The sequence below is a fragment of the Streptomyces sp. SP17BM10 genome (genome assembly GCF_036322405.1).
Lineage (GTDB): Bacteria > Actinomycetota > Actinomycetes > Streptomycetales > Streptomycetaceae > Kitasatospora.
Window position 1 is genome coordinate 60082 of the sequence record NZ_JAQYXB010000637.1, and the last position, 19065, is coordinate 79146.

Below are 19065 nucleotides of genomic sequence, written 5' to 3' on the forward strand. Positions count from 1 at the left end.
TAGTCCTCCATGATGGGGGCGCACCGGCGGGGCGACTCCTGTGCCGGACACAGAGTTCCGGGGCAGGGGTTGTCACGGATCACAACCGGATCAGAGGACGGCGTGCTCCAGCCGCCGGGTGTCCAGGGCCGCGAGCGCCGCGCTGAGTTTGATGCGGTCGCCGTGCTCGGCGGGGTTCAGGCCGGTGAGGGCGGCGATGCGGCGGATGCGGTAGTCGACCGTGTTCGGGTGGACGTGCTGCTGCGCCGCGACCTCGCGGCGGTTGAGGTTGCTCTGGAGGTAGAGCCGCAGGGTCGGCAGCAGGTCGGGATTGTCGGCGATCGGGACGAGCAGGTCGGCGAGGTGGTCGCGGGCCGCGCCCGGGCGGGTGAGCTGGTGCTCGATGAGCAGGTCGTCCAGCAGGTAGGCGCCGGGCGGGCGCTGGAAGACGACGGCGGTGTCGCGCACCTCGGTCGCCACGCGGACGGCGTCCGGCACCCGGTCGGGCGTGCAGAGCGCGGCCCCGGCGGTCAGCGGCGCCCGCGCGGCCCGGCCGAGGTCCTCCATCGCGGCGTCCAGCCAGGCGCGGTGGTCGGCGTCCGCGTCCGCGTCCGCCCCGGTGCGGGGCAGCAGGGCCAGGCCCTCGGTGGCGGTCAGCTGGGCGAGGACGGGCCGGCCGGTGCGTCGGTCGAGCTCGGCGCGGATCCGCCGGATCTTCCGGCGGGCGGCGACGGCGGTGTCCACGTCCTCGCGCAGCTCGTCGCGGTGGGTGCCGATGGCCAGGGCGAGTACCAGGTAGGCGGGCGGCAGGGCGGTGCCGGTGTGGCGGGCGGCGGTGTGGATGTCGGTGCCGGTGAGCAGCGCCGACAGCATCGTGTGCCGGGCCGCGTCGCTCTCGCCGGCCTGGGCCTGGCGCTCCTCCAGGTACCCGGCGGTGACTTCGGAGACCGTGACCCGCAGGCCGGTGAGCAGCGTCCGGTAGGCGGTGCCCACCTGGGCGGGCGGCAGGTAGCGGGCCAGGAAGTCGACGCACACCTGCGCGCCCAGGTAGTAGGCGTCGATCACCGCCTCGATCGGCACGCCCTCCTCCGCCCGGCGGGCGGCCGAGGCGCGCTGGTAGGCCCGCCACTGCGGTTCCAGCGGCCGGCCGGTGCGCAGGGACTGGGCGATGCCGCGGATGCTCTGCTCGGTGACCCGGCTGACGTCGTGCTCCAACTGCTCGGCGGGCAGCCGCCCGTAGACCGGCTGCTCGGCCATCAGCCGCTGGGCGATCGCCGCCTTCAGCTGCGGCAGGTCGGCCAGCAACCGCTCCGCCATGACCTCCCCGGTCGCCCGTTCACACGCGCTGTCATCCGTCACAACCACGCCTTCCGCTCGCCCTCCACCCGCACCCTCCCCCGCCCGGGCGGGAGTTGGCCGACCTGCATGCTAGGCGCGCGGCCGGACACCGGACCGTGTGACGCGTGGCACGCTCACGAAATCGGCACTCCCGGCGGCGGCTGGTGCCAGGCGTGGCGGGCCCGGCGATGTCGCGGGACCTCAGTTCAGGCAGTACGTGCGCGGCGGTTGCCACTCGGGACCGATCAGGCGCCGCTCCACCTCGTCGATCGTGATCCGGATGCCCACCGTGCCGGCCAGGCCGACGCGCAAGCGGCTGCGGGCGAGCGCGAGCAGGGCCGTCAGGCCGTACTTGTTGATCAGCGAGGTGCGGTAGCGGGCGGTGTCGTCCGCGTCGCAGACCCGTGCGCGGGCCGGGATCCGGCGGCCCGTCGGGCGCCCGTGGGCGTCGCAGGGGCCGACCAGCACGTGGGGGTGGCGCCGGATCCGCTCGGCCGCGCCGGACCGGGCGGGGGTCCAGATACCGAGCGCCGGGCCGTCGGCGACCACCCAGATGTGGGACTCCTGGCGGCTGCCGTCCTCGTCGAAGGTGGTGAGCAGCAGGTATCTGCTCTCGGAGAGTCGCTCGGTGCGCTCGTTCACGGGGTCCTCCTCCCTCGGGCGGGACGGTCAGTGGCCGTGGCCGCTGGTGATCTCGTGGTGTTCATCGGCGGTGGGCTTGGGGATCCGGCCGCCCTCGCCGTAGAAGCCGCGGGAGAGCCTGGCCCGGGTGCGGGTGAGGACGCCGGTCTTGCGGGTCACGCCGTTCTCGTCCGTCTGGGCCGGCAGCTCGATCGGCCGGGGCTGCTCGTGCGCGGTGAGCCTGAACAGGTCCTTCTGCGGCAGCCGGGCGTGCACCTCGACGAACTCTCCGTGCGGCAGGCGCTTGATGACGCCGGTCTCGCGGCCGTGCAGCACCTTGTCCCGGTCCCGGCGCTGGAGGCCCAGGCACCAGCGTTTGGTGACGACGAAGGTGACGACCGGGAGGACGAAGAAGCCGGCCCGCACCGCGTAGGTGATCGCGTTCAGGGACAGGTGGAGGTGGGTCGCGATCAGGTCGTTGCCGCCGCCCGCGAGCATCACCAGGTAGACGCTGATCCAGGCGGCGCCGAGCGCCGTACGGACGGGCGCGTTGCGCGGCCGGTCCAGCAGGTGGTGCTCCCGCGGGTCGTTCGTCACCCAGCCCTCGACGAACGGGTACACGGCTATCGCCCCCAGGACGACCGGGAACATCGTGAACGGGATGAGCACCCCGAGGTTGAGGGTGTGCCCCCAGAGCCCGACCTCCCACCCCGGCATGACGCGGATCAGGCCCTCCGCGAAGCCCATGTACCAGTCCGGCTGGGCGTCGGTGGACACCTGGTCGGGGCGGTACGGCCCGTACGCCCAGATCGGGTTGATCGAGGCGATCGCCGAGATGGCGGCGATGATGCCGAACACCAGGAAGAAGAACCCGCCCGCCTTGGCCATGTAGACCGGCATCAGCGGCATGCCGACGACGTTCTTCTCGGTCTTGCCCGGGCCCGCCCACTGGGTGTGCTTGTGGTAGAAGACCAGGATCAGGTGCGCCACCAGCAGGCCGAGCATGATGCCCGGGATCAGCAGCACGTGGATCGTGAAGAAGCGCGGCACGATGTCGTGGCCGGGGAACTCCCCACCGAACAGGAACATCTGGATGTACGTGCCCACCAACGGCACGGCCAGCAGCACACCCTCGATGAAGCGGATACCGGTGCCCGACAGCAGGTCGTCGGGGAGCGAGTAGCCGAAGAAACCGTCCAGCATGCCGAGGAAGAGCAGCAGGAAGCCGAACACCCAGTTGACCTCACGCGGCTTGCGGAACGCGCCGGTGAAGAACACCCGCATCATGTGCACGAACATGGCCGCGACGAACACCAGGGCGGCCCAGTGGTGGATCTGACGGATCAACAGGCCGCCGCGCACCTCGAAGCTGATGTCCACGGTCGACGCGTACGCCTCGGACATGCCGATGCCCTTGAGCGGTACGTACGAGCCGTTGTAGACGACCTCGCCCATCGACGGCTTGAAGAACATGGTCAGCCAGACACCGGTCAGGATGATGACGATGAACGAGTAGAGGCAGATCTCGCCCAGCATGAAGGACCAGTGGTCCGGGAAGATCTTGCGCAGGTTGGCCCTGGCCAGGGAGTGGATCCCCAGCCGGCCGTCCGCCCAGTCGGCCGCCCGCCGGCCGCGCCCGGGGCCCTGATTCCACGTCATGTTCACGCACCTCGATCGAAAGTGAAACGGGGACAGCTCCCCGCATCAAGTCGAGGCCACCATAACCGGGGAGCATTCCCCGCTTCCAGACCGGGGTGGTCGCGCCGTGATCACATGGGTCCGTGGAGCCGTGCCGTCTCACGCTTCCCAGAGGCGGAAGAAGGCCTCCTCCAGGTGCTCCGGACCGATCGGCGCGCCGGGCAGGGGGCGCGTCCCGTCGGTGGGGCGGAACGCGTCGAGCAGGAGGGCCAGGGGCCGGCGCCAGCCGTCCGGCTGCCGCTCCGTCAGGGCGGGCATCGCACGCACCAGCGGGCCCATGAGGATGAGCAGGTCCATCGTGGTCACGTCGGTGCGCAGGGCGTGCTGCTCCTGGGCGCGGGCGACCAGGGCGGCGACCGTCGCTGCGTTGCGCTCGGAGAGCTCGGCGAGGAACCGGGAGTCGCGGGCGGTGGCGGTGACCAGGTCGTTGAGGCCGCGGTCGCCGGCGACCAGGGTGAAGATCCGCTCGAAGTAGCCGCACAGCGCCCGCCAGCCGTCCGGCTCCGCCAGCGCGTCGGCTGCTGCCCGGGCGAACACCGTGCGCGTGTCGGCGAAGATCTCCTCGATCAGGGCGTCGCGCGTGGGGAAGTGCCGGTAGAGGGTCGCGTTGCCGATGCCCGCGGCCCTGGCGATGCGGTCCAGCGGCACGCCGAGGCCTTCGCGCGCGAAGAGGTCGCGGGCGGCGGCGACCAGCATCTGCCGGTTGCGGGCGGCGTCACGGCGGCGCGGGGCCGCCGACGCCGGGTCGGCGGGCGAGTCGTTCGGGGTGGGGGGCATGGCTGTGGCCTCGGTGGTCGTCGCGGATCTGGAAAAGACGGGGAGAAGGGAGGAATCGGGCGCCCATCACCCTATCCGGGCCGCCCAGGAGGGCCCTGGTCCGCGGGCGACGCCGTCACGACGGCGAGACGACCCGCGCCCCGGGCCGTCGAACGGTCCGGGGCGCGGGGAGGTCGGCGCGGGCGGGAGGTCAGCGGCCCTGCAGGGACTTGACGTTGTCGCCGAACGTCCAGCCCTTGGAGCCGTCCCAGTTGAGGGACCAGGTCATCAGGCCCTTCAGGGCGCCGCCGAAGGCGTTCCAGGACTGGCCGACCGAGCCCGGGTCCAGGTAGCCGCCGCCCGCGCCCGGTTGGGCGGGGAGGCCGGGGACCTGCTTGTCGTAGGGGACCCTGACGGTGGTGCCCTGGATGGTCAGGCCGTTGTTCAGGCAGGTGGTCTGGGCGGTGAAGCCCTGGACGGTGCCGGCCTGGTAGGAGTCGCCGGAGCAGCCGTACATGCTGCCGTTGTAGTACTGCATGTTGAGCCACCACAGCCGGCCGTTGTCGGCGTACTTCTTGACGATCGGCAGGTAGGCGCCCCAGATCGAGCCGTAGGTGACGCTGCCGCCGGTGACGTACGCGGTCTCGGGGGCCATCGTCAGGCCGAAGCCCGGGGGCATCTGGGCGAGCACGCCGTCGATGATGCGCTCAAGGTTGGCCTGGGAGGCGGAGAGCGTCTTGATGTCGCCGCCGCCGGACAAGCCGGTCTCGATGTCGATGTCGATCCCGTCGAAGTTGTACTTCTTGAGGATCGGGACGACGGTCGCCACGAAGCGGTCGGCGACGGTGCCGGAGCTCAGGTCGATGCCCGCGGCCGCGCCGCCGATCGACATCAGGATCGTCGCTCCGGCCGCCTTGGCCTGGCACATCTCGGCGGGGGTCGCGACCTTGACGTTGGTGTCCATGCCGTCCTGCCACTGGACGGTGCCGTCGGAGAGGATCACCGGGAAGGCGGCGTTGATCACGTTGTAGCCGTGGGCGGCGATCCGGCTGTCGGTGATGGGCACCCAGCCCATGCCGGGGTGAACGCCGTTCGAGGCGCCGTCCCAGTTCTCCCAGTAGCCCTGGAGGACCTTGCCGGACGGCTTGGGCTTCGTCGGGCAGGTGTCGCCGGGCGGCGGGGTGGTCGGCGGGGCACTCGTGGGCGGCGTGGTCGTGGGCGTGCTCGTGGTCGGCGGCGCGCTGGTGGGCGGGGCCGACGTGGGCGGCGCGCTGGTCGGCGTGGCGGTGGGAGACGGGCTGCCGCCGCCGGGGCCGGTGAGCGACACGTCGTCCGCCGCGTAGGCGGGCTGCCCGTACCAACCGTGCAGGTAGATGGTCACCGAGGTGGTGTTCGCCCCGGTGGTGAAGCCGACGCTCAACTGGCCGTAGGACGCGTTGCCCGGTGTCCAGGTGGACGGGTCGCTGCCGCCACCGGTGCCGGTGGCGCCCAGGTAGACGTAGCTGCCCTGGACGTAGGCGCTCAGTGTGTACTGGGAGTCGGGCTGCACGCTGACGGTCTGGCTGCACTGGGCGGTGTCCTGGCCGGTCGGCGTGGCCTGGAGCGCGGCGGCGCCGGAGTGGACCGGACTGCCGACGGTCGTGCCGGTGCCGCCGGAGCAGGTCCAGCCGGAGAGGCCGCTCTCGAAGCCGGGGTTGGCGACCAGGTTGGTGGTGGCGGCCCCGGCGGTGACGGGGCCGACCGCGGCGAGGCCGGCCCCGATGACGGCGGCGGCGCCGACCCCGGCGAGGGAACGCCTCAGGAGGGTCGGCCCGTGCTCGGCGCGGCCGGTGCGGTTCACCCGTGGTGCGCGTTCCACGACCGCGCGCTGCGGGCGTGGGCCGTGCGGCCTCCGATGGAACATGCTGTGCTCCCTTCCCGCCGGGCGTCATGGACATGACGAATACGTGAGGGCGTGACGCCCGGCCCTGGGTGAGGTGGGGGGACATGTGGGGCTGTGCCGGTCCGGATCGTAGGAGGGGTGGCAAGGCGCGTCAATAGGTCTGGACCACTTGGGGAGGGTCCGGCCGAACGCGCGCCGGGCGGTGGCCGAATGATCCCGGGACTCCGCGGCCGACTGGCCGTTATCGGAGGAAAGAGCCGATATGGTCGGTATGTTCCGAACCTCGAACCCCGACCCTCGATCCGAAAGGCTCCCGCGTTGAAGGTGACCGAGATCATCCCCGGCTCCCCCTGCTGGGCACAGCTGAGCGTCAAGGACATGGACGGCGCCAAGCGGTTCTACGGGGAACTGTTCGGCTGGACCGCCGAGACCGACCCGGACCCCCAGTACGGCGGCTACACGACCTTCTCCCTCGGCGGCTCCCCCGCCGCGGCCGTCGCCCCGCTGATGAACCCCCAGCAGCCGGTGATGTGGCTGCTGTCGTTCGCCACCACCGACACCGACGCCACCTGCGAGACCGCCAAGGCGGCCGGCGCCCAGGTCTGGATGGGCCCCATGGAGGTCGGCGACCTCGGCCGCTGGGCGCTGCTCAGCGACCCGACCGGCGCCCCGTTCGCCGTGTGGAAGGCCCGGTCCTTCCGGGGCTTCGGCGTGGTGAACGAGCCGAACGCCTTCGGCTGGGCCGACCTGTCGACCAGGGACCGGGACGCCGCGGTGGACTTCTACAAGTCCACCTTCGGCTGGCAGATCTGGCCGAACGACACCTACCCGATGGTCGGCCTGGCCGGGGAGATGTTCGGCGGGGTGATGGAGATGGGCGAGGAGTTCCCGCCCGAGATCCCGTCCCACTGGATCCCGCACTTCCTCGTCGCCGACGTGGACGCGACGGCGGCGACGGCGGGCCGGATCGGGGCCGAGGTCCTGCACGGGCCGGTCGACGTGGAGATGGAGAACGGCCCGAGGATCGCGGTCATCCGCGACCCGCAGGGCGCCGCCTTCGGCGTCTTCGCGCCCCGCACCACCGGCTGATCACGCCGTCGCGACGGAGCGACTCGCGCAGGCCCCGGCTGCCCGACAGCCGGGGCCTGCGCGTTCCCGCCACCGATGCGGCCGCAGTGCGACGACGACAGTCGCATGTTCACCATCCTTCGGCGCCAAGCGCACACTTCCCTCACTTGCCGTCAGGACGACGCTCCGGTTGAATAAATTCCGTTGAACCGGACTTCGTGAGCGACCCGTTGAGCATTGAGGGGACGCGCTCCGCCCGTCCGACGGCCATTCGAGGCCGACCCGTCCGTGCCCGCAGCTCTGCACGGAAGTCACCGAAAACCACCTGGAGTTCGCCGCCATGACGCTTCATTTCCACTCCCTGCACGTCAACCACCAGGGCAGACCCGCACGTGCCCCGCGCAATGACCGCTTCTTAACCCTGGGGTTACTGTGACTTCAAAGCACGCCTCCATTGCCATCGTGGGCGGCGGCCCGCGCGGACTCAGCATTCTCGAGCGGATCTGCGGAATACCACAGATCCCCTGGGAAAGTCTGTCGATCCACCTGATCGACCCGAATCACCCGGGTTCAGGGACGCATTACCCGAGTCAGCCGAACCACCTGCTCATGAACACCATCGCCGGCCAGGTCACGGTGTTCCGCACGGGCGACTCCAACGCCCCCGGGCAGCCGATTTCCGGCCCCAGCCTGGCCGAATGGGCCGGGGTCCCCGAGAACACGTACCTGCCGCGCAGCGTCCTCGGCCGCTACCTGGCCCACGCCTACCGGCTCCTGCGCCGACAGGCCCCGGACACGATCAGGGTCCACGAGCACCGGGCGACCGCGCACACGCTGCGGGCCCTGCGGGACCGGTCCTGGGTCCTCAACCTCTCGGACGGCGCGATCGTCGCCGCCGACTTCGTCTTCCTCACCACCGGGCACGGGACGAACCACCCGACGGACGAGGACCAGGCGGTCCAGCAGTTCGTCGCCGACCACCACCGGGCCAACCCCCGGCTGCGCTACGTCCGCAACTGCTATCCGCTGCAGAAGCTCGACACCATCGAACCCGGCGCGCGCGTCGCGGTGCGCGGCATGGGGCTGTCGGCGATCGACGCGGTCGCCAGTCTGACGGTCGGCCGCGGCGGACGGTTCGTCACGGGGGCGGACGGGGAGCCCGTCTACCGCCCCAGCGGGGACGAACCCCGGATCCACGTGTACTCGCGCAGCGGCCGGATCTTCTCGCCCCGGGCCGTGAACCAGAAGACCCCGGCGGACGCGCACCGGCCCTCGGTCCTGACCGCGGACGAGCTGCGGAACCTGCGCCGGACCCACGGTCAGCTCGACTTCGAGAGCCACCTGCTTCCCCTGGTGCAGACCGAACTGCGGGCGGCCGCCGCATCGGTGGCAGGGCCCGCCGAGCTCCCGGAGGTCGAGTCCATGCTCCGCCGCCTCGAGCCCGGCCCGCCCAGAACGCTCGGCGCCTACCAGTCGGACCTCGTCGCCTTCCTCGCTGCGGACGAGCGCCGCGCCGCCGAGGGGAACCTGAAGAACCCGGTCAAGGCCGCCGCCGACGCCCTGCGCGACCTGCGCGACGAGCTCCGGCTGGCCATCGAGCACCGGGGCCTGACCCCGGCCTCGCACCAGCGGTTCTGCCAGGTGTACGCGCCGATGCTGAACGCCGTGGCCGCCGGACCGCCCGCCTCGCGGTCGCGCGAGTGGCGCGCCCTGTTCGCCGCCGGGGTCCTGCACCTCGGCGCGGGGCCGGGGGCGACGGCCCGACTCGACCCGGACGGCGGCGAGTTCGTCCTCGACAGCCCCCTGCAGTCCTCGCCGTCCACCCGCTTCGACGTGCTCGTCGGGGCGAGCGTCGACCCGTTCCTTCCGGAGCACGACACCTCGCCGCTGACGCGGTCGCTGCTGTCCGCCGGGCACGCCCGCCCGTTCGCCAACGGCTGGTTCCGGCCGGGCGGCTTCGACGTCGACACCGCCGGACGGCTGATCGACGCCGAGGGCTCGGTCGTGCCGAACATCTGCGCGCTCGGCCACATCACCGAAGGCGCCCACTACTTCACCAACATGCTGCCGGCGCCGGGCGTCGACTCCCGGATCACCGCGGACGCCGCCGCGGCCGTCCGGGCCATGGTCGACCACCTGCTCGCGCCGCAGCGGTCCCCGCAGCAGGCCTGACGGCCGGGACCTTTCCTCAGGAAGCTTGGAGACGACGATGACCACCACCCGGCAACACGCCCCCTGGATACAGCCGTTCACGCTCAAGGGCGAGCACGTGACGCTCGTCCCGCTCGAAGCCGGCCACGAGGCCGAGCTCGTCGATGCCGTCCAGGACGGCAACGTGTGGGACACCTGGTTCGCCGCGGTGCCCTCCCCCGACGGCATGCGCCAGGAGATCGAGTGGCGCCTCGGGCTCGCCGAGGAGGGCCGGATGGTGCCCTTCACCGTGCTCGACGCCCAGGGCCGGATCGCGGGCATGACCGCCTACATGAACGTCGACGCGGCCAACCGCCGGCTGGAGATCGGGCACACCTGGTACCGCCGGAGCGTGCAGCGCACCTCGCTCAACACCGAGGCGAAGCTGCTGCTGCTCCGGCACGCGTTCGAGCAGTTGGACTGCATCGCGGTCGGCTTCCGGACCGCCTTCTTCAACCAGCCGAGCCGACGCGCGATCGAGCGGCTCGGGGCGAAGCTGGAGGGCGTCTGGCGCAACCACCTCATCCTGCCGGACGGGACCCTGCGGGACACCTGCTACTACAGCATCATCAACGGCGAATGGCCCGCCGTGGAGCGGCACTTGACCTGGCTGCTCGCCCGCGCCGCGTCCGCCGCCGAGTCGGCGTAGTGCCGCGTGGTCCCGAGGCCGCCGGGTCCCTCCCCCCGAGGGCCCGGACGGCCGTCTTCCTGCTCGGCCTGTGCGCGCTGCTCAACATCTACTCCACCCAGCCGGTGCTGCCCGAGCTCGCCCGGGACCTGGACGTGCCCGTCGGGCAGGCCACCTGGACCATCACCGCGACGACGCTGGGCGTCGCGCTGATGGCGCCGTTCGCCGGCTCGGTCTCCGACTTCCTGGGCCGCAAGAGGGTGATGGTGGCGGCGATCGGCGCCTCCCTGGCCGCCACCCTCGCCTGCGCGCTGGCCCGGGACTTCCCCGCCATGCTGGTGTGCCGGTTCGCCCAGGGGCTGTTCATCCCGTTCGTCTTCGCCGTCGCCGTCTCGTACGTCGCGGAGGAGTGCACCGGCGCGGCGGCGCAGGGGGCGAACGCCCTCTACGTCTCCGGCACGGCGTTCGGCGGGTTCTGCGGACGGTTCCTCTCGGGCGCTGCGGCCACGCACTTCGGCTGGCGCTCGTCGTTCGTCGCGATGGCCCTCGTGCTGCTCGTGACCCTGGCGGTGACGGCAGCCTGGCTGCCCCGGGAGCGGCGCTTCCGGCGGTCGGAATCGCTGCTGGCCAGCCTGCAGGGCATCGGGCGGCACTTCGGCAACGCGCGGCTGCTCGGCACCTGCTTCATCGGGGCGGCGATCCTGTTCCTCCAGGTCGGGTCCTTCACCTACGCGGGGATGGTCCTGGAGGCTCCGCCGTTCGGGCTGAGCAGCTTCGAGATCGGCGCCGTGTTCGCCGTCTTCCTGGTCGCGGTGGTCGTCACGCCGCTCACCGGCCGGCTGATCGACCGGATCGGGCGGCTCAGGACGTTCGTCCTGGTCAGCGCCGTCTGCCTGGCCGGTCTCGCCCTCACCCTCGTCCCGTCCGTCCCCGCCGTGATCGTCGGCCTGGCGGCCTCGTCCACCGGGGTCTTCTCCGGCCAGGCCTGCGCCATCGGCTACGCCGCCGAGGCCGGCGGGCCCGCCAAGTCCAGCGCGGTCGGGCTGTACCTGACCTCCTACTACGCCGGCGGCAGCATCGGCGCCGTCGCCCCCTCCCCCGTCTACACCGCCGCCGGCTGGGGCGCGACCGTCGGCCTGCTGGCCGCCGTGGTCGGCGCCAGCGTCCTGGTGGCGTTCGCCGCCTGGTCGGCCCGAGCCGGCCGGCCCCATCGAATCGAGGAACCCGCGCCATGACCGACACGACCGACCTCACCGGCCGGGACACGTTCTTCTGGCTCTGCCGGCTGGACAAGGCCTCGACGGTGATGACCGTCGAGGAGGGCATCGCACCGCGCGACGTCGGCGTCCGGACGGCGGCCGCGATCGCCAAGGTCGTCTCCGACGCCGAGGCCCCCGGGGCCGACCGGCCGACCGACTACCTGCACGTGGAACCGCTGGTGCGCAACCTGGTCGGGCCCGACAGCTCCCGCATCCACTCCGGGCGCAGCCGTCAGGACATGCTGCCCACCGTGTACCGCCTGCTCCTGCGCGACCGCCTCGTCCTCGTCCACCGCGCGCTCGGCGAACTGCGCACCGCGCTGCTGGCGCTCGCCGAGCGGTACGGTTCGGCGATCGTGCCCGCCTACACCAACGGCGTGCAGGCCCAGCCGACCACCTTCGGACACCTCCTCCTCGGCTACGAGGCGACCCTCCGACGCTCGGCGCTGCGCCTGGCCGAGGCCTATCCCCGGGTCAATCAGTGTCCGCTCGGGGCGGCGGCCCTGGCGACGTCGAGCTTCCCGGTCAACCGGGTGCGGCTCGCCGAGTTGCTCGGCTTCGACGAGCCCGTGCGGAACTCCTTCGACGCGGCCCAGCTCTCGCCGATCGACGTCGGGTTCGAGGTGGCGTCGGCCGCGATGGCGCTGGCGCTGTCGCTCGGCACCTTCGTCCAGGACGTGCACGCGCAGTACCACCACGCCCGGCCGTGGATCACCCTGGACAACACCGACCTCCTGAGTCCCAGCACCCTGATGCCGCAGAAGCGCAACCCGGTCGCGCTCAACCGGGCGCGGCTGCTGGCCAGCGAGGTCATCGGCGACGGCGTCTCGACGGCGCTCGCCGCGCACAACGTGTGCTCGGGCCTCACCGACTACAAGCGCGCCGAGGCGCAGCGGACGCTCGACCGCGCGCTCGCGCTGCTCGGGGAGGTGAACGCGATCGTGGGCGGCATGCGGCTGGACGAGGAGGCGGCGCTCGCCGAGGTGCGGTCCGACTACTCGACGACCTCGGAGCTGGCGAACGTCCTGCAGCGCGACCGCGACGTCCCGTTCCACGTCGGCCACCGGTTCGCCTCCGCCCTCGTCACGTACGGGCGCGGCGGCGGGCTGACGGTGGAGCGGCTCGACTTCGCCGAGGCACGGCGGCTCTACCGGGAGATCGCGGCGGAGTTCGACGGCGTGGAGGGCGAACTGCCGCTGACCGAGGCGCAGTTCCGGGCCGCGCTGGACCCGGTGGACATGGTCGCGTCCTACCGCGGTCTCGGCGGCCCGCAGCCGGCCGAGTTCCGGCGGATGCTCGCGGAGGCCAGGGAGGCGGTGCGGGCGGACGCGTCGTGGCTGGACGGGGTGGCCGGGCGTCTGGCCGCGGCGGAGGCCGCGCTGGAGGCGGGCTTCGGCGAGCTCGCCGGGTAGTCGGCCCCCTTCCCCAGGGGCCGGGTCCGGCGGGAGTGGACGGACTCCGCTCCTGCCGGGCCCGGCCGGTGGGCACCGGACCACACGGCTTCGTGCGGCACGAACCTCCGCCACACGAAGCCGGCTGAAGCGCGGCTTGCCCGCCCCCGGCGGCACGGGGGCGGGCAGGCCGTCGGCGTTGTCCGGCGACTACTGCGGCGTCACGTACGCGCCGGAGATGCCGCCGTCGACGAGGAAGGTGTTGGCGGTCATGAAGGAGGAGTCGTCGGAGGCGAGGAAGGCCACCGCGGCGGCGATCTCCTCGGGCTCGGCGAAACGGCCCAGCGGGATGTGGACCAGGCGGCGGGCGGCGCGCTCCGGGTCCTTGGCGAAGAGCTCCTGGAGCAGCGGGGTGTTCACCGGGCCGGGGCACAGGGCGTTGACGCGGATGCCCTCGCGGGCGAACTGCACGCCCAGCTCGCGGGACATGGCGAGCACGCCGCCCTTGGAGGCGCTGTAGGAGATCTGCGAGGTGGCCGCGCCCATCACGGCGACGAACGACGCCGTGTTGATGATCGAGCCCTTGCCCTGGCGCTGCATGTGCGGGATCGCGTACTTGCAGCACAGGTAGACGCTGGTGAGGTTGACCTCCTGGACGCGCTTCCAGGCCTCCAGGCCGGTGGTGAGGATGGAGTCGTCGTCCGGCGGGGAGATGCCGGCGTTGTTGAAGGTGATGTCGAGGCGGCCGTACTCGTCGACGGCCCGCTGGAACAGGTCGCGCACCGCGGCCTCGTCGGTGACGTCGGCCTGGATGAACAGGCCGCCGACCTCGTTCGCGGCCTTGGCGCCGGTCTCGGGGTCGAGGTCGACGCAGACCACCTTGGCGCCCTCGGCGGCGAAGCGGCGGGCGGTCGCCAGGCCGATGCCGCTGCCGGCGCCGGTGATGACGGCCACGCGGCCGTCGAGTCGCTGGGTCATGCTGATCATTCCTCCGTGGAGATGAAGACGTTCTTGGTCTGGGTGAAGGCGTCGAGGGCGTCCGGGCCGAGTTCGCGGCCGAGGCCGGACTGCTTGAAGCCGCCGAAGGGCGCGGTGTAGCGCACCGAGGAGTGCGAGTTGACGGAGAGGTTGCCGGCCTCGACGCCGCGCGAGACCCGCAGGGCGCGGCCGACGTCCCTGGTCCAGATGGAGCCGGACAGGCCGTACTCGGTGGCGTTGGCGATGCGCAGGGCGTCCGCCTCGTCGCGGAACGGCACGACGGCGACGACAGGGCCGAAGATCTCCTCGGTGAAGGCGCGGTCGTCGTGCCGCACGGGCGCGAGGACGGTCGGCGGGTACCAGAAGCCGGGCCCGTCGGGGACGCTCCCGCGGAAGGCGACGGCCGAGGCGTCGGGGACGTACGAGGCGACCCGCTCGCGGTGGGCGGCGGAGATCAGCGGGCCCATCTCGGTCTTCTCGTCGGTCGGGTCGCCGACCCGAACGCCGTGCACGGCCGGCTCCAGGAGCGCCAGGAAGTCGTCGAACACGGAGGCCTCGACGAGGATCCGGGAGCGGGCGCAGCAGTCCTGGCCGGCGTTGTCGAAGACGGCGTAGGGCGCGGTCGCGGCGGCCTTGGCGAGGTCGGCGTCGGCGAAGACGATGTTGGCGCTCTTGCCGCCGAGTTCGAGGGTGACGGGCTTCACCTGGGCGGCGCAGCCCGCCATGATCTCCTTGCCGACCCGCGTGGAGCCGGTGAACACGACCTTGCGCACGTCGGGGTGGGTGACGAAGCGCTGTCCGACGACCGGTCCGCGGCCGGGCAGGATCTGCAGCACGCCCTCGGGGATCCCGGCTTCCAGGGCGAGTTCGCCGAGGCGCAGCGCGGTGAGCGGGGTGAGCTCGGCCGGTTTGACGATGACGGTGTTGCCGGCGGCGAGCGCCGGGGCCAGGGCCCAGGCGGCGATCGGCATGGGGAAGTTCCAGGGCACGATGACCCCGACGACGCCGATCGGCTCCTGGAAGGTGACGTCGATGCCGCCGGCGACGGGGATCTGGCGGCCGAACAGGCGTTCGGGGGCGGCGGCGTAGTACTCGATGACGTCCCGTGCGTTGCCCGCCTCCCAGCGGGCGTTGCCGATGGTGTGGCCGGCGTTGGCGACCTCCAGGGCGGCGAGGTGCTCGCGGTCGGCGTCGACGGCGGCGGCGAAGGCGCGCAGCAGCCGGGCGCGGTCGGCGGGGGCGACCCGGCGCCAGGTGTCGAAGGCGGCGCGGGCGCGGGCGACGGCGGCGTCGGTCTCGGCGAGGCCGGCGAGTTCGACGGTGGTGATCACCTCCTCGGTGGCGGGATTGACGACCTCGTAGAGGTCCGGTTCGGTCATGGGGTGGTCTCCCTGTGCGTGGCGCCGGTGCGCCCGGCGGTCTGGCTGGCGGTGATCAGGGCCTGGAACAGGCGCGGGTCGTCGGGGTCGGTCTCGGGGTGCCACTGGACGCCCAGCGCGAAGCGGTGGCCGGTCAGTTCGAGCCCCTCGACCGTCCCATCGGCACTGTGCGCGGTGGCCTGAAGGCCGGTGCCGAGCCGGTCGACGGCCTGGTGGTGGTAGCAGGAGACCTCGGTGGCGGGCCCGAGGACTTCGGCGAGCCGGCTGCCGTCGGCCAGGCCGACCCGGTGGCGGACGAAGCGGGCGGGGACGAGCTGGTGGCTGTCGTCGGGCAGGTGCTGGACGAGGGTGCCGCCGAGTTCGACGTTGAGCAGTTGCATGCCGCGGCAGACGCCGAGCACCGGGAGGTCCCGGGCGAGGGCGGCGCCGAGGAGCCGGGCCTCCCAGTCGTCGCGGGCGTGGTGGGGCGGGCCGGTGCGCGGGTGGGGGGCCGCGGCGTAGCGGGCCGGGTCGACGTCCGGTCCGCCGGCGAGGACGAGTCCGTCGAGGGCGTCGAGCAGGTGGCCGGCGCCGCCGGGCTGGGGCGGCAGCAGCACCGGGGTGCCGCCCGCGCGGACGACGGCGTCGACGTACGTCTGGGGCACGAGGGAGGCGCGCTGGTTCCAGACGGACCAGGAGGCGTCGTCCTGGTAGCTGCTGATGCCGATGAGCGGGCGCCGGGGATCGTCGTGGGTCACAGCCGCTCGAATCCGCGCCGCCGCTCCCAGTCGGTCACCGCCCGCTCGTAGGAGGCGAGTTCGGTGCGTCCGGCGTGGGCGTAGTGCCGGACGACGTCCTTGCCGAAGGCCTCGGTGGCGACGGCGCTGCGCTCGAAGGCGTCGACGGCGTCGCGCAGGGTGGCGGGCACCCGGGGCGCGTCGGAGGCGTAGGCGTTGCCGGTGAACTCCGGCTGGAGCTCGAGCTGTCGCTCGACGCCGTGCAGTCCGGCGGCGATCAGGGCGGCGACCGCGAGGTAGGGGTTGACGTCGCCGCCGGGGACGCGGTTCTCGAAGCGCAGCGACTGCCCGTGGCCGACGACGCGGAGCGCGCAGGTGCGGTTGTCCCGGCCCCAGGCGATGGCGGTGGGCGCGAAGCTGCCGGGGACGTAGCGCTTGTAGGAGTTGACGGTGGGCGCGAACAGCAGGGCGAAGTCGGCGAGGCAGGCGAGCTGGCCGGCCAGGAAGTGCTCCATGGTGCGGGAGAAGCCGTGCGGGCGGTCGCCGGCGAACACCGGGGCGCCCTGCTCGTCGCGCAGGCTGAGGTGGATGTGGCAGGAGTTGCCCTCGCGTTCGTCGTACTTCGCCATGAACGTGAGGCTGCAGCCCTCCTGGGCGGCGATCTCCTTGGCGCCGGTCTTGTAGACGGCGTGGTTGTCGCAGGTGGTGAGGGCGTCCGCGTACTTGAAGGCGATCTCGTGCTGGCCGAGGTTGCACTCGCCCTTGGCGGACTCGACGGTGAGGCCGGCGCCGGCCATGCCGTTGCGCAGGCGGCGCAGGAGGGGCTCGATGCGGCCGGTGCCGAGGATGGAGTAGTCGACGTTGTACTGGTTGGCCGGGGTGAGGCGGGTGTAGTCCTTGTCCCAGGCCTGTTCGTAGCTGTCCCGGAAGACGATGAACTCCAGCTCGGTGGCGGCCTGGGCCTGCCAGCCGTAGCCGGCCAGGCGGTCCAGCTGGCGCTGGAGGACCTGGCGCGGGGAGACGGCGACCGGCGTGCCGTCGTGGTGGACGACGTCGCACTGGACCATGACGGTGGCCGGGTGCCAGGGGACGGACCGCAGGGTGGCGAGGTCGGGGCGCAGCGTCAGGTCGCCGTAGCCGTTCTCCCAGGAGGAGATCTCGTACCCGTCGACGGTGTTCATGTCGACGTCGACGGCCAGGAGGTAGCCGCAGCCCTCCGCGGCGCCGGGGACGACGTCGTCGAGGAAGTACTCGGCGGCGACGCGTTTGCCCTGGAGGCGCCCCTGCATGTCGGTCATGGCGAGCACGACGGTGTCGACGGACCCGTCGGCGACGCGGGTGCGCAGCTCGTCGAGGGTGAGCCGGGGGGTGGTCATCGGGTCTCCAGTTCGGTGTCCGGGGTGGGCCGCGGGCCGGTCATCGGATCTCCGCTTCGGGGGCCGGGGCGTCGGGCGCGGTCGGCGCGGGGCCGATGTGGGGCCCGGTGAACCAGGTGCGGGCGGAGGACAGCCACCACACGCCGGCGAAGCCGACGACGACGAGCACGGCGACGGGGGTGTAGTTGAAGCTGTCGGCGGTGATCGGGCTGGCGGTGGGCAGCATGAACAGGACGGTGATCACCGCCGTCCAGGCGACGGCGATCACGCCTATCGGCCGGCTCCAGCGGCCCAGGTGCCAGGGTCCCCGCGGGAAGTCCTCGCCCTGGCGCAGCCGCAGGTACACCGGGATGACGTAGGAGATGTACAGGCCGATGACGGAGATCGAGGTGACGGCGGTGTAGGCGGTGTTGTTCCAGAGCGCGGGCAGTCCGAGCAGGAGGGCTCCGCCGGTGGCCAGCCAGACGGCGTTGGTCGGGGTCTGGGTGCGCGGGGAGATGCGGTGCCACAGGCGGGAGCCGGGCAGCGCGCCGTCGCGGGAGAAGGCGTAGATCATGCGGGAGTTGGCGGTGACGGAGGCCATGCCGCAGAAGAACTGGGCGCCGATGACGATGAGCAGCAGGAGCTGCGCGCCGCCGTCGCCGATCGCGTCGATGAAGATCTGCGCGGGCGGGACCTGGGTGTCGCTGTTGAGCGCGCCGTCGTAGTCGCGGATCGCGAAGGTGATGCCGAGCAACAGGATCCAGCCGGCCACAAGGGAGACGGTGATGGCGTTGACGATGCCGCGCGGGCCGGAGCGGGCGGCGTCCTGCGTCTCCTCGGTCATGTGCGCGGAGGCGTCGTAGCCGGTGAGGGTGTACTGGGCCATCAGCAGGCCGAGCATCGCGACGTAGAACTGGTTGTGGAACCCGGTCTGGTTGACGAACTCGGTGAGCACGAAGGAGACGGAGGCGTGCCGGTCGGGGAGGAACGCGAGCGCGCCGACGATGATCGCGACGCCGATCAGGTGCCACCACACGGACACGCTGTTGAGGACGGCGACCAGGCGCACCCCGAAGGTGTTGAGCAGGCCGTGCACCACCAGGATGACGGCGAAGATCTCCATCGTGTGCGCGGGGGTGGCCGCGACGCCGAAGCGGAGGGTGAGGAACGCGTTGGTGAAGAAGGCGGCGCCGTAGTCGACGCTGGCGGTCACCGCGACCTGGCCGAGGAAGTTGAACCAGCCGGTGAACCAGCTCCAGGCCGGGCCGCCGGTGCGGGTCAGCTTGGCGGACCAGTAGTAGAGCCCGCCGGCCGTCGGGTAGCTGGAGCAGATCTCGGCCATCGCGAGGCCGACGCACAGCGTCAACAGGCCGACCACCGGCCAGCCCCAGACGATCAGGGCGGGGCCGCCGGTCTTCATCCCCGTCCCGTACAGGGTGAGGCAGCCGGAGAGGATCGAGACGATGGAGAAGGAGACGGCGAAGTTGGAGAAGCCCGACATCGAGCGGGCCAGCTCCTGGGTGTAGCCCAGCTCGCGGAGGCGTTGTTCGTCGGCGGAGACGGGGGAGGAGTCCACCGGGATCACGGCGGGGCCGGATCGGTCGGGTGAGCGTGCGTCGGTCATGGGCACCCCTGGGGGTTGAGGGTGTGCCGGGGTTCGCGCGGCCACGACGGCGTGGCGCGCCCGCCCCGGCGGGTTCGACGGTCGGACGGCTCTTCAATGGTCTGGAATCAGTCCATTGGGTGGGTGAGCAGCATCGTTCCGGCTGGGCCCGGGGCGCGTCAAGAGCGGTGGTGGAACGAGTGCGGGAAACACGTTCGTAG

The 19065-nt window shown here is 72.2% G+C and carries 15 protein-coding genes and 1 pseudogene; 5 read left to right on the forward strand and 11 right to left on the reverse strand.

The features are described 5' to 3' along the window. Nucleotides 1-90: 90 nt before the first annotated feature. The 6 genes and pseudogenes from PUR71_RS27390 to PUR71_RS27415 all read right to left on the reverse strand — a co-directional run. Nucleotides 91-1296: a PucR family transcriptional regulator gene (locus PUR71_RS27390; RefSeq protein WP_329929802.1), complete on the reverse strand. Its 1206-nt coding sequence runs from the start codon at nt 1294-1296 to the stop codon at nt 91-93. Between the two features lie 222 nt (nt 1297-1518). Further along, the gene (locus PUR71_RS27395) at nt 1519-1959 is read right to left on the reverse strand and encodes a PPOX class F420-dependent oxidoreductase (protein WP_329929803.1); all 441 of its coding nucleotides are present in this window, start codon (nt 1957-1959) and stop codon (nt 1519-1521) included. A 27-nt stretch (nt 1960-1986) separates the two neighbouring features. Beyond that, nucleotides 1987-3597: a cytochrome bc1 complex cytochrome b subunit gene (gene qcrB / locus PUR71_RS27400; RefSeq protein WP_329929804.1), complete on the reverse strand. Its 1611-nt coding sequence runs from the start codon at nt 3595-3597 to the stop codon at nt 1987-1989. Nucleotides 3598-3735: 138 nt separating this feature from the next. Further along, entirely contained in the window at nt 3736-4413 is a 678-nt protein-coding gene (locus PUR71_RS27405; RefSeq protein WP_329929805.1) for a TetR/AcrR family transcriptional regulator, read from the reverse strand. Nucleotides 4414-4603: 190 nt separating this feature from the next. After that, on the reverse strand, nt 4604-5719 hold the full coding sequence (locus tag PUR71_RS27410) for a chitinase (protein ID WP_443077597.1): 1116 nt from the start codon (nt 5717-5719) through the stop codon (nt 4604-4606). A gap of 42 nt (nt 5720-5761) precedes the next feature. After that, nucleotides 5762-6295 (reverse strand): annotated as a pseudogene (locus tag PUR71_RS27415) (carbohydrate binding domain-containing protein); the annotation flags it as partial. 303 nt (nt 6296-6598) lie between these two features. Here PUR71_RS27415 and PUR71_RS27420 point away from each other — a divergent pair. The 5 genes from PUR71_RS27420 to PUR71_RS27440 all read left to right on the forward strand — a co-directional run bounded on the left by PUR71_RS27420 (nt 6599) and on the right by PUR71_RS27440 (nt 12831). Continuing rightward, on the forward strand, nt 6599-7363 hold the full coding sequence (locus PUR71_RS27420) for a VOC family protein (protein ID WP_329929806.1): 765 nt from the start codon (nt 6599-6601) through the stop codon (nt 7361-7363). Between the two features lie 441 nt (nt 7364-7804). Further along, nucleotides 7805-9514, forward strand: coding sequence for an FAD/NAD(P)-binding protein (locus tag PUR71_RS27425; RefSeq protein WP_329929924.1), 1710 nt, complete (start codon nt 7805-7807; stop codon nt 9512-9514). A 37-nt stretch (nt 9515-9551) separates the two neighbouring features. Then, nucleotides 9552-10181: a GNAT family N-acetyltransferase gene (locus tag PUR71_RS27430; RefSeq protein ID WP_329929807.1), complete on the forward strand. Its 630-nt coding sequence runs from the start codon at nt 9552-9554 to the stop codon at nt 10179-10181. Further along, complete coding sequence (locus PUR71_RS27435) at nt 10181-11395, forward strand: MFS transporter (protein ID WP_329929808.1); 1215 nt, start codon at nt 10181-10183, stop codon at nt 11393-11395. Before PUR71_RS27430 ends, PUR71_RS27435 begins: the two co-directional genes overlap by 1 nt. Continuing rightward, nucleotides 11392-12831: a lyase family protein gene (locus PUR71_RS27440; protein WP_329929809.1), complete on the forward strand. Its 1440-nt coding sequence runs from the start codon at nt 11392-11394 to the stop codon at nt 12829-12831. The genes PUR71_RS27435 and PUR71_RS27440 overlap by 4 nt, the downstream gene beginning before the upstream one ends. A 189-nt stretch (nt 12832-13020) precedes the next feature. Here the strand turns inward: PUR71_RS27440 and PUR71_RS27445 are convergent, their stop codons facing one another. From PUR71_RS27445 to PUR71_RS27465, 5 genes are read right to left on the reverse strand one after another with little or no spacing between them, the layout of a single operon-like run. Then, on the reverse strand, nt 13021-13797 hold the full coding sequence (locus PUR71_RS27445; RefSeq protein WP_232543295.1) for a 3-oxoacyl-ACP reductase: 777 nt from the start codon (nt 13795-13797) through the stop codon (nt 13021-13023). Continuing rightward, nucleotides 13794-15167, reverse strand: coding sequence for an aldehyde dehydrogenase family protein (locus PUR71_RS27450; protein WP_329929810.1), 1374 nt, complete (start codon nt 15165-15167; stop codon nt 13794-13796). The genes PUR71_RS27445 and PUR71_RS27450 overlap by 4 nt, the downstream gene beginning before the upstream one ends. Then, entirely contained in the window at nt 15164-15904 is a 741-nt protein-coding gene (locus PUR71_RS27455; protein WP_329929811.1) for a gamma-glutamyl-gamma-aminobutyrate hydrolase family protein, read from the reverse strand. Before PUR71_RS27455 ends, PUR71_RS27450 begins: the two co-directional genes overlap by 4 nt. After that, nucleotides 15901-17259 carry a glutamine synthetase family protein gene (locus tag PUR71_RS27460; RefSeq protein WP_329929812.1) on the reverse strand — a complete coding sequence of 453 codons (1359 nt, stop codon included), beginning with the start codon at nt 17257-17259 and terminating at the stop codon, nt 15901-15903. The genes PUR71_RS27455 and PUR71_RS27460 overlap by 4 nt, the downstream gene beginning before the upstream one ends. 40 nt (nt 17260-17299) lie before the next feature. Then, the gene (locus tag PUR71_RS27465; protein WP_443077591.1) at nt 17300-18865 is read right to left on the reverse strand and encodes an amino acid permease; all 1566 of its coding nucleotides are present in this window, start codon (nt 18863-18865) and stop codon (nt 17300-17302) included. Nucleotides 18866-19065 lie beyond the last annotated feature (200 nt).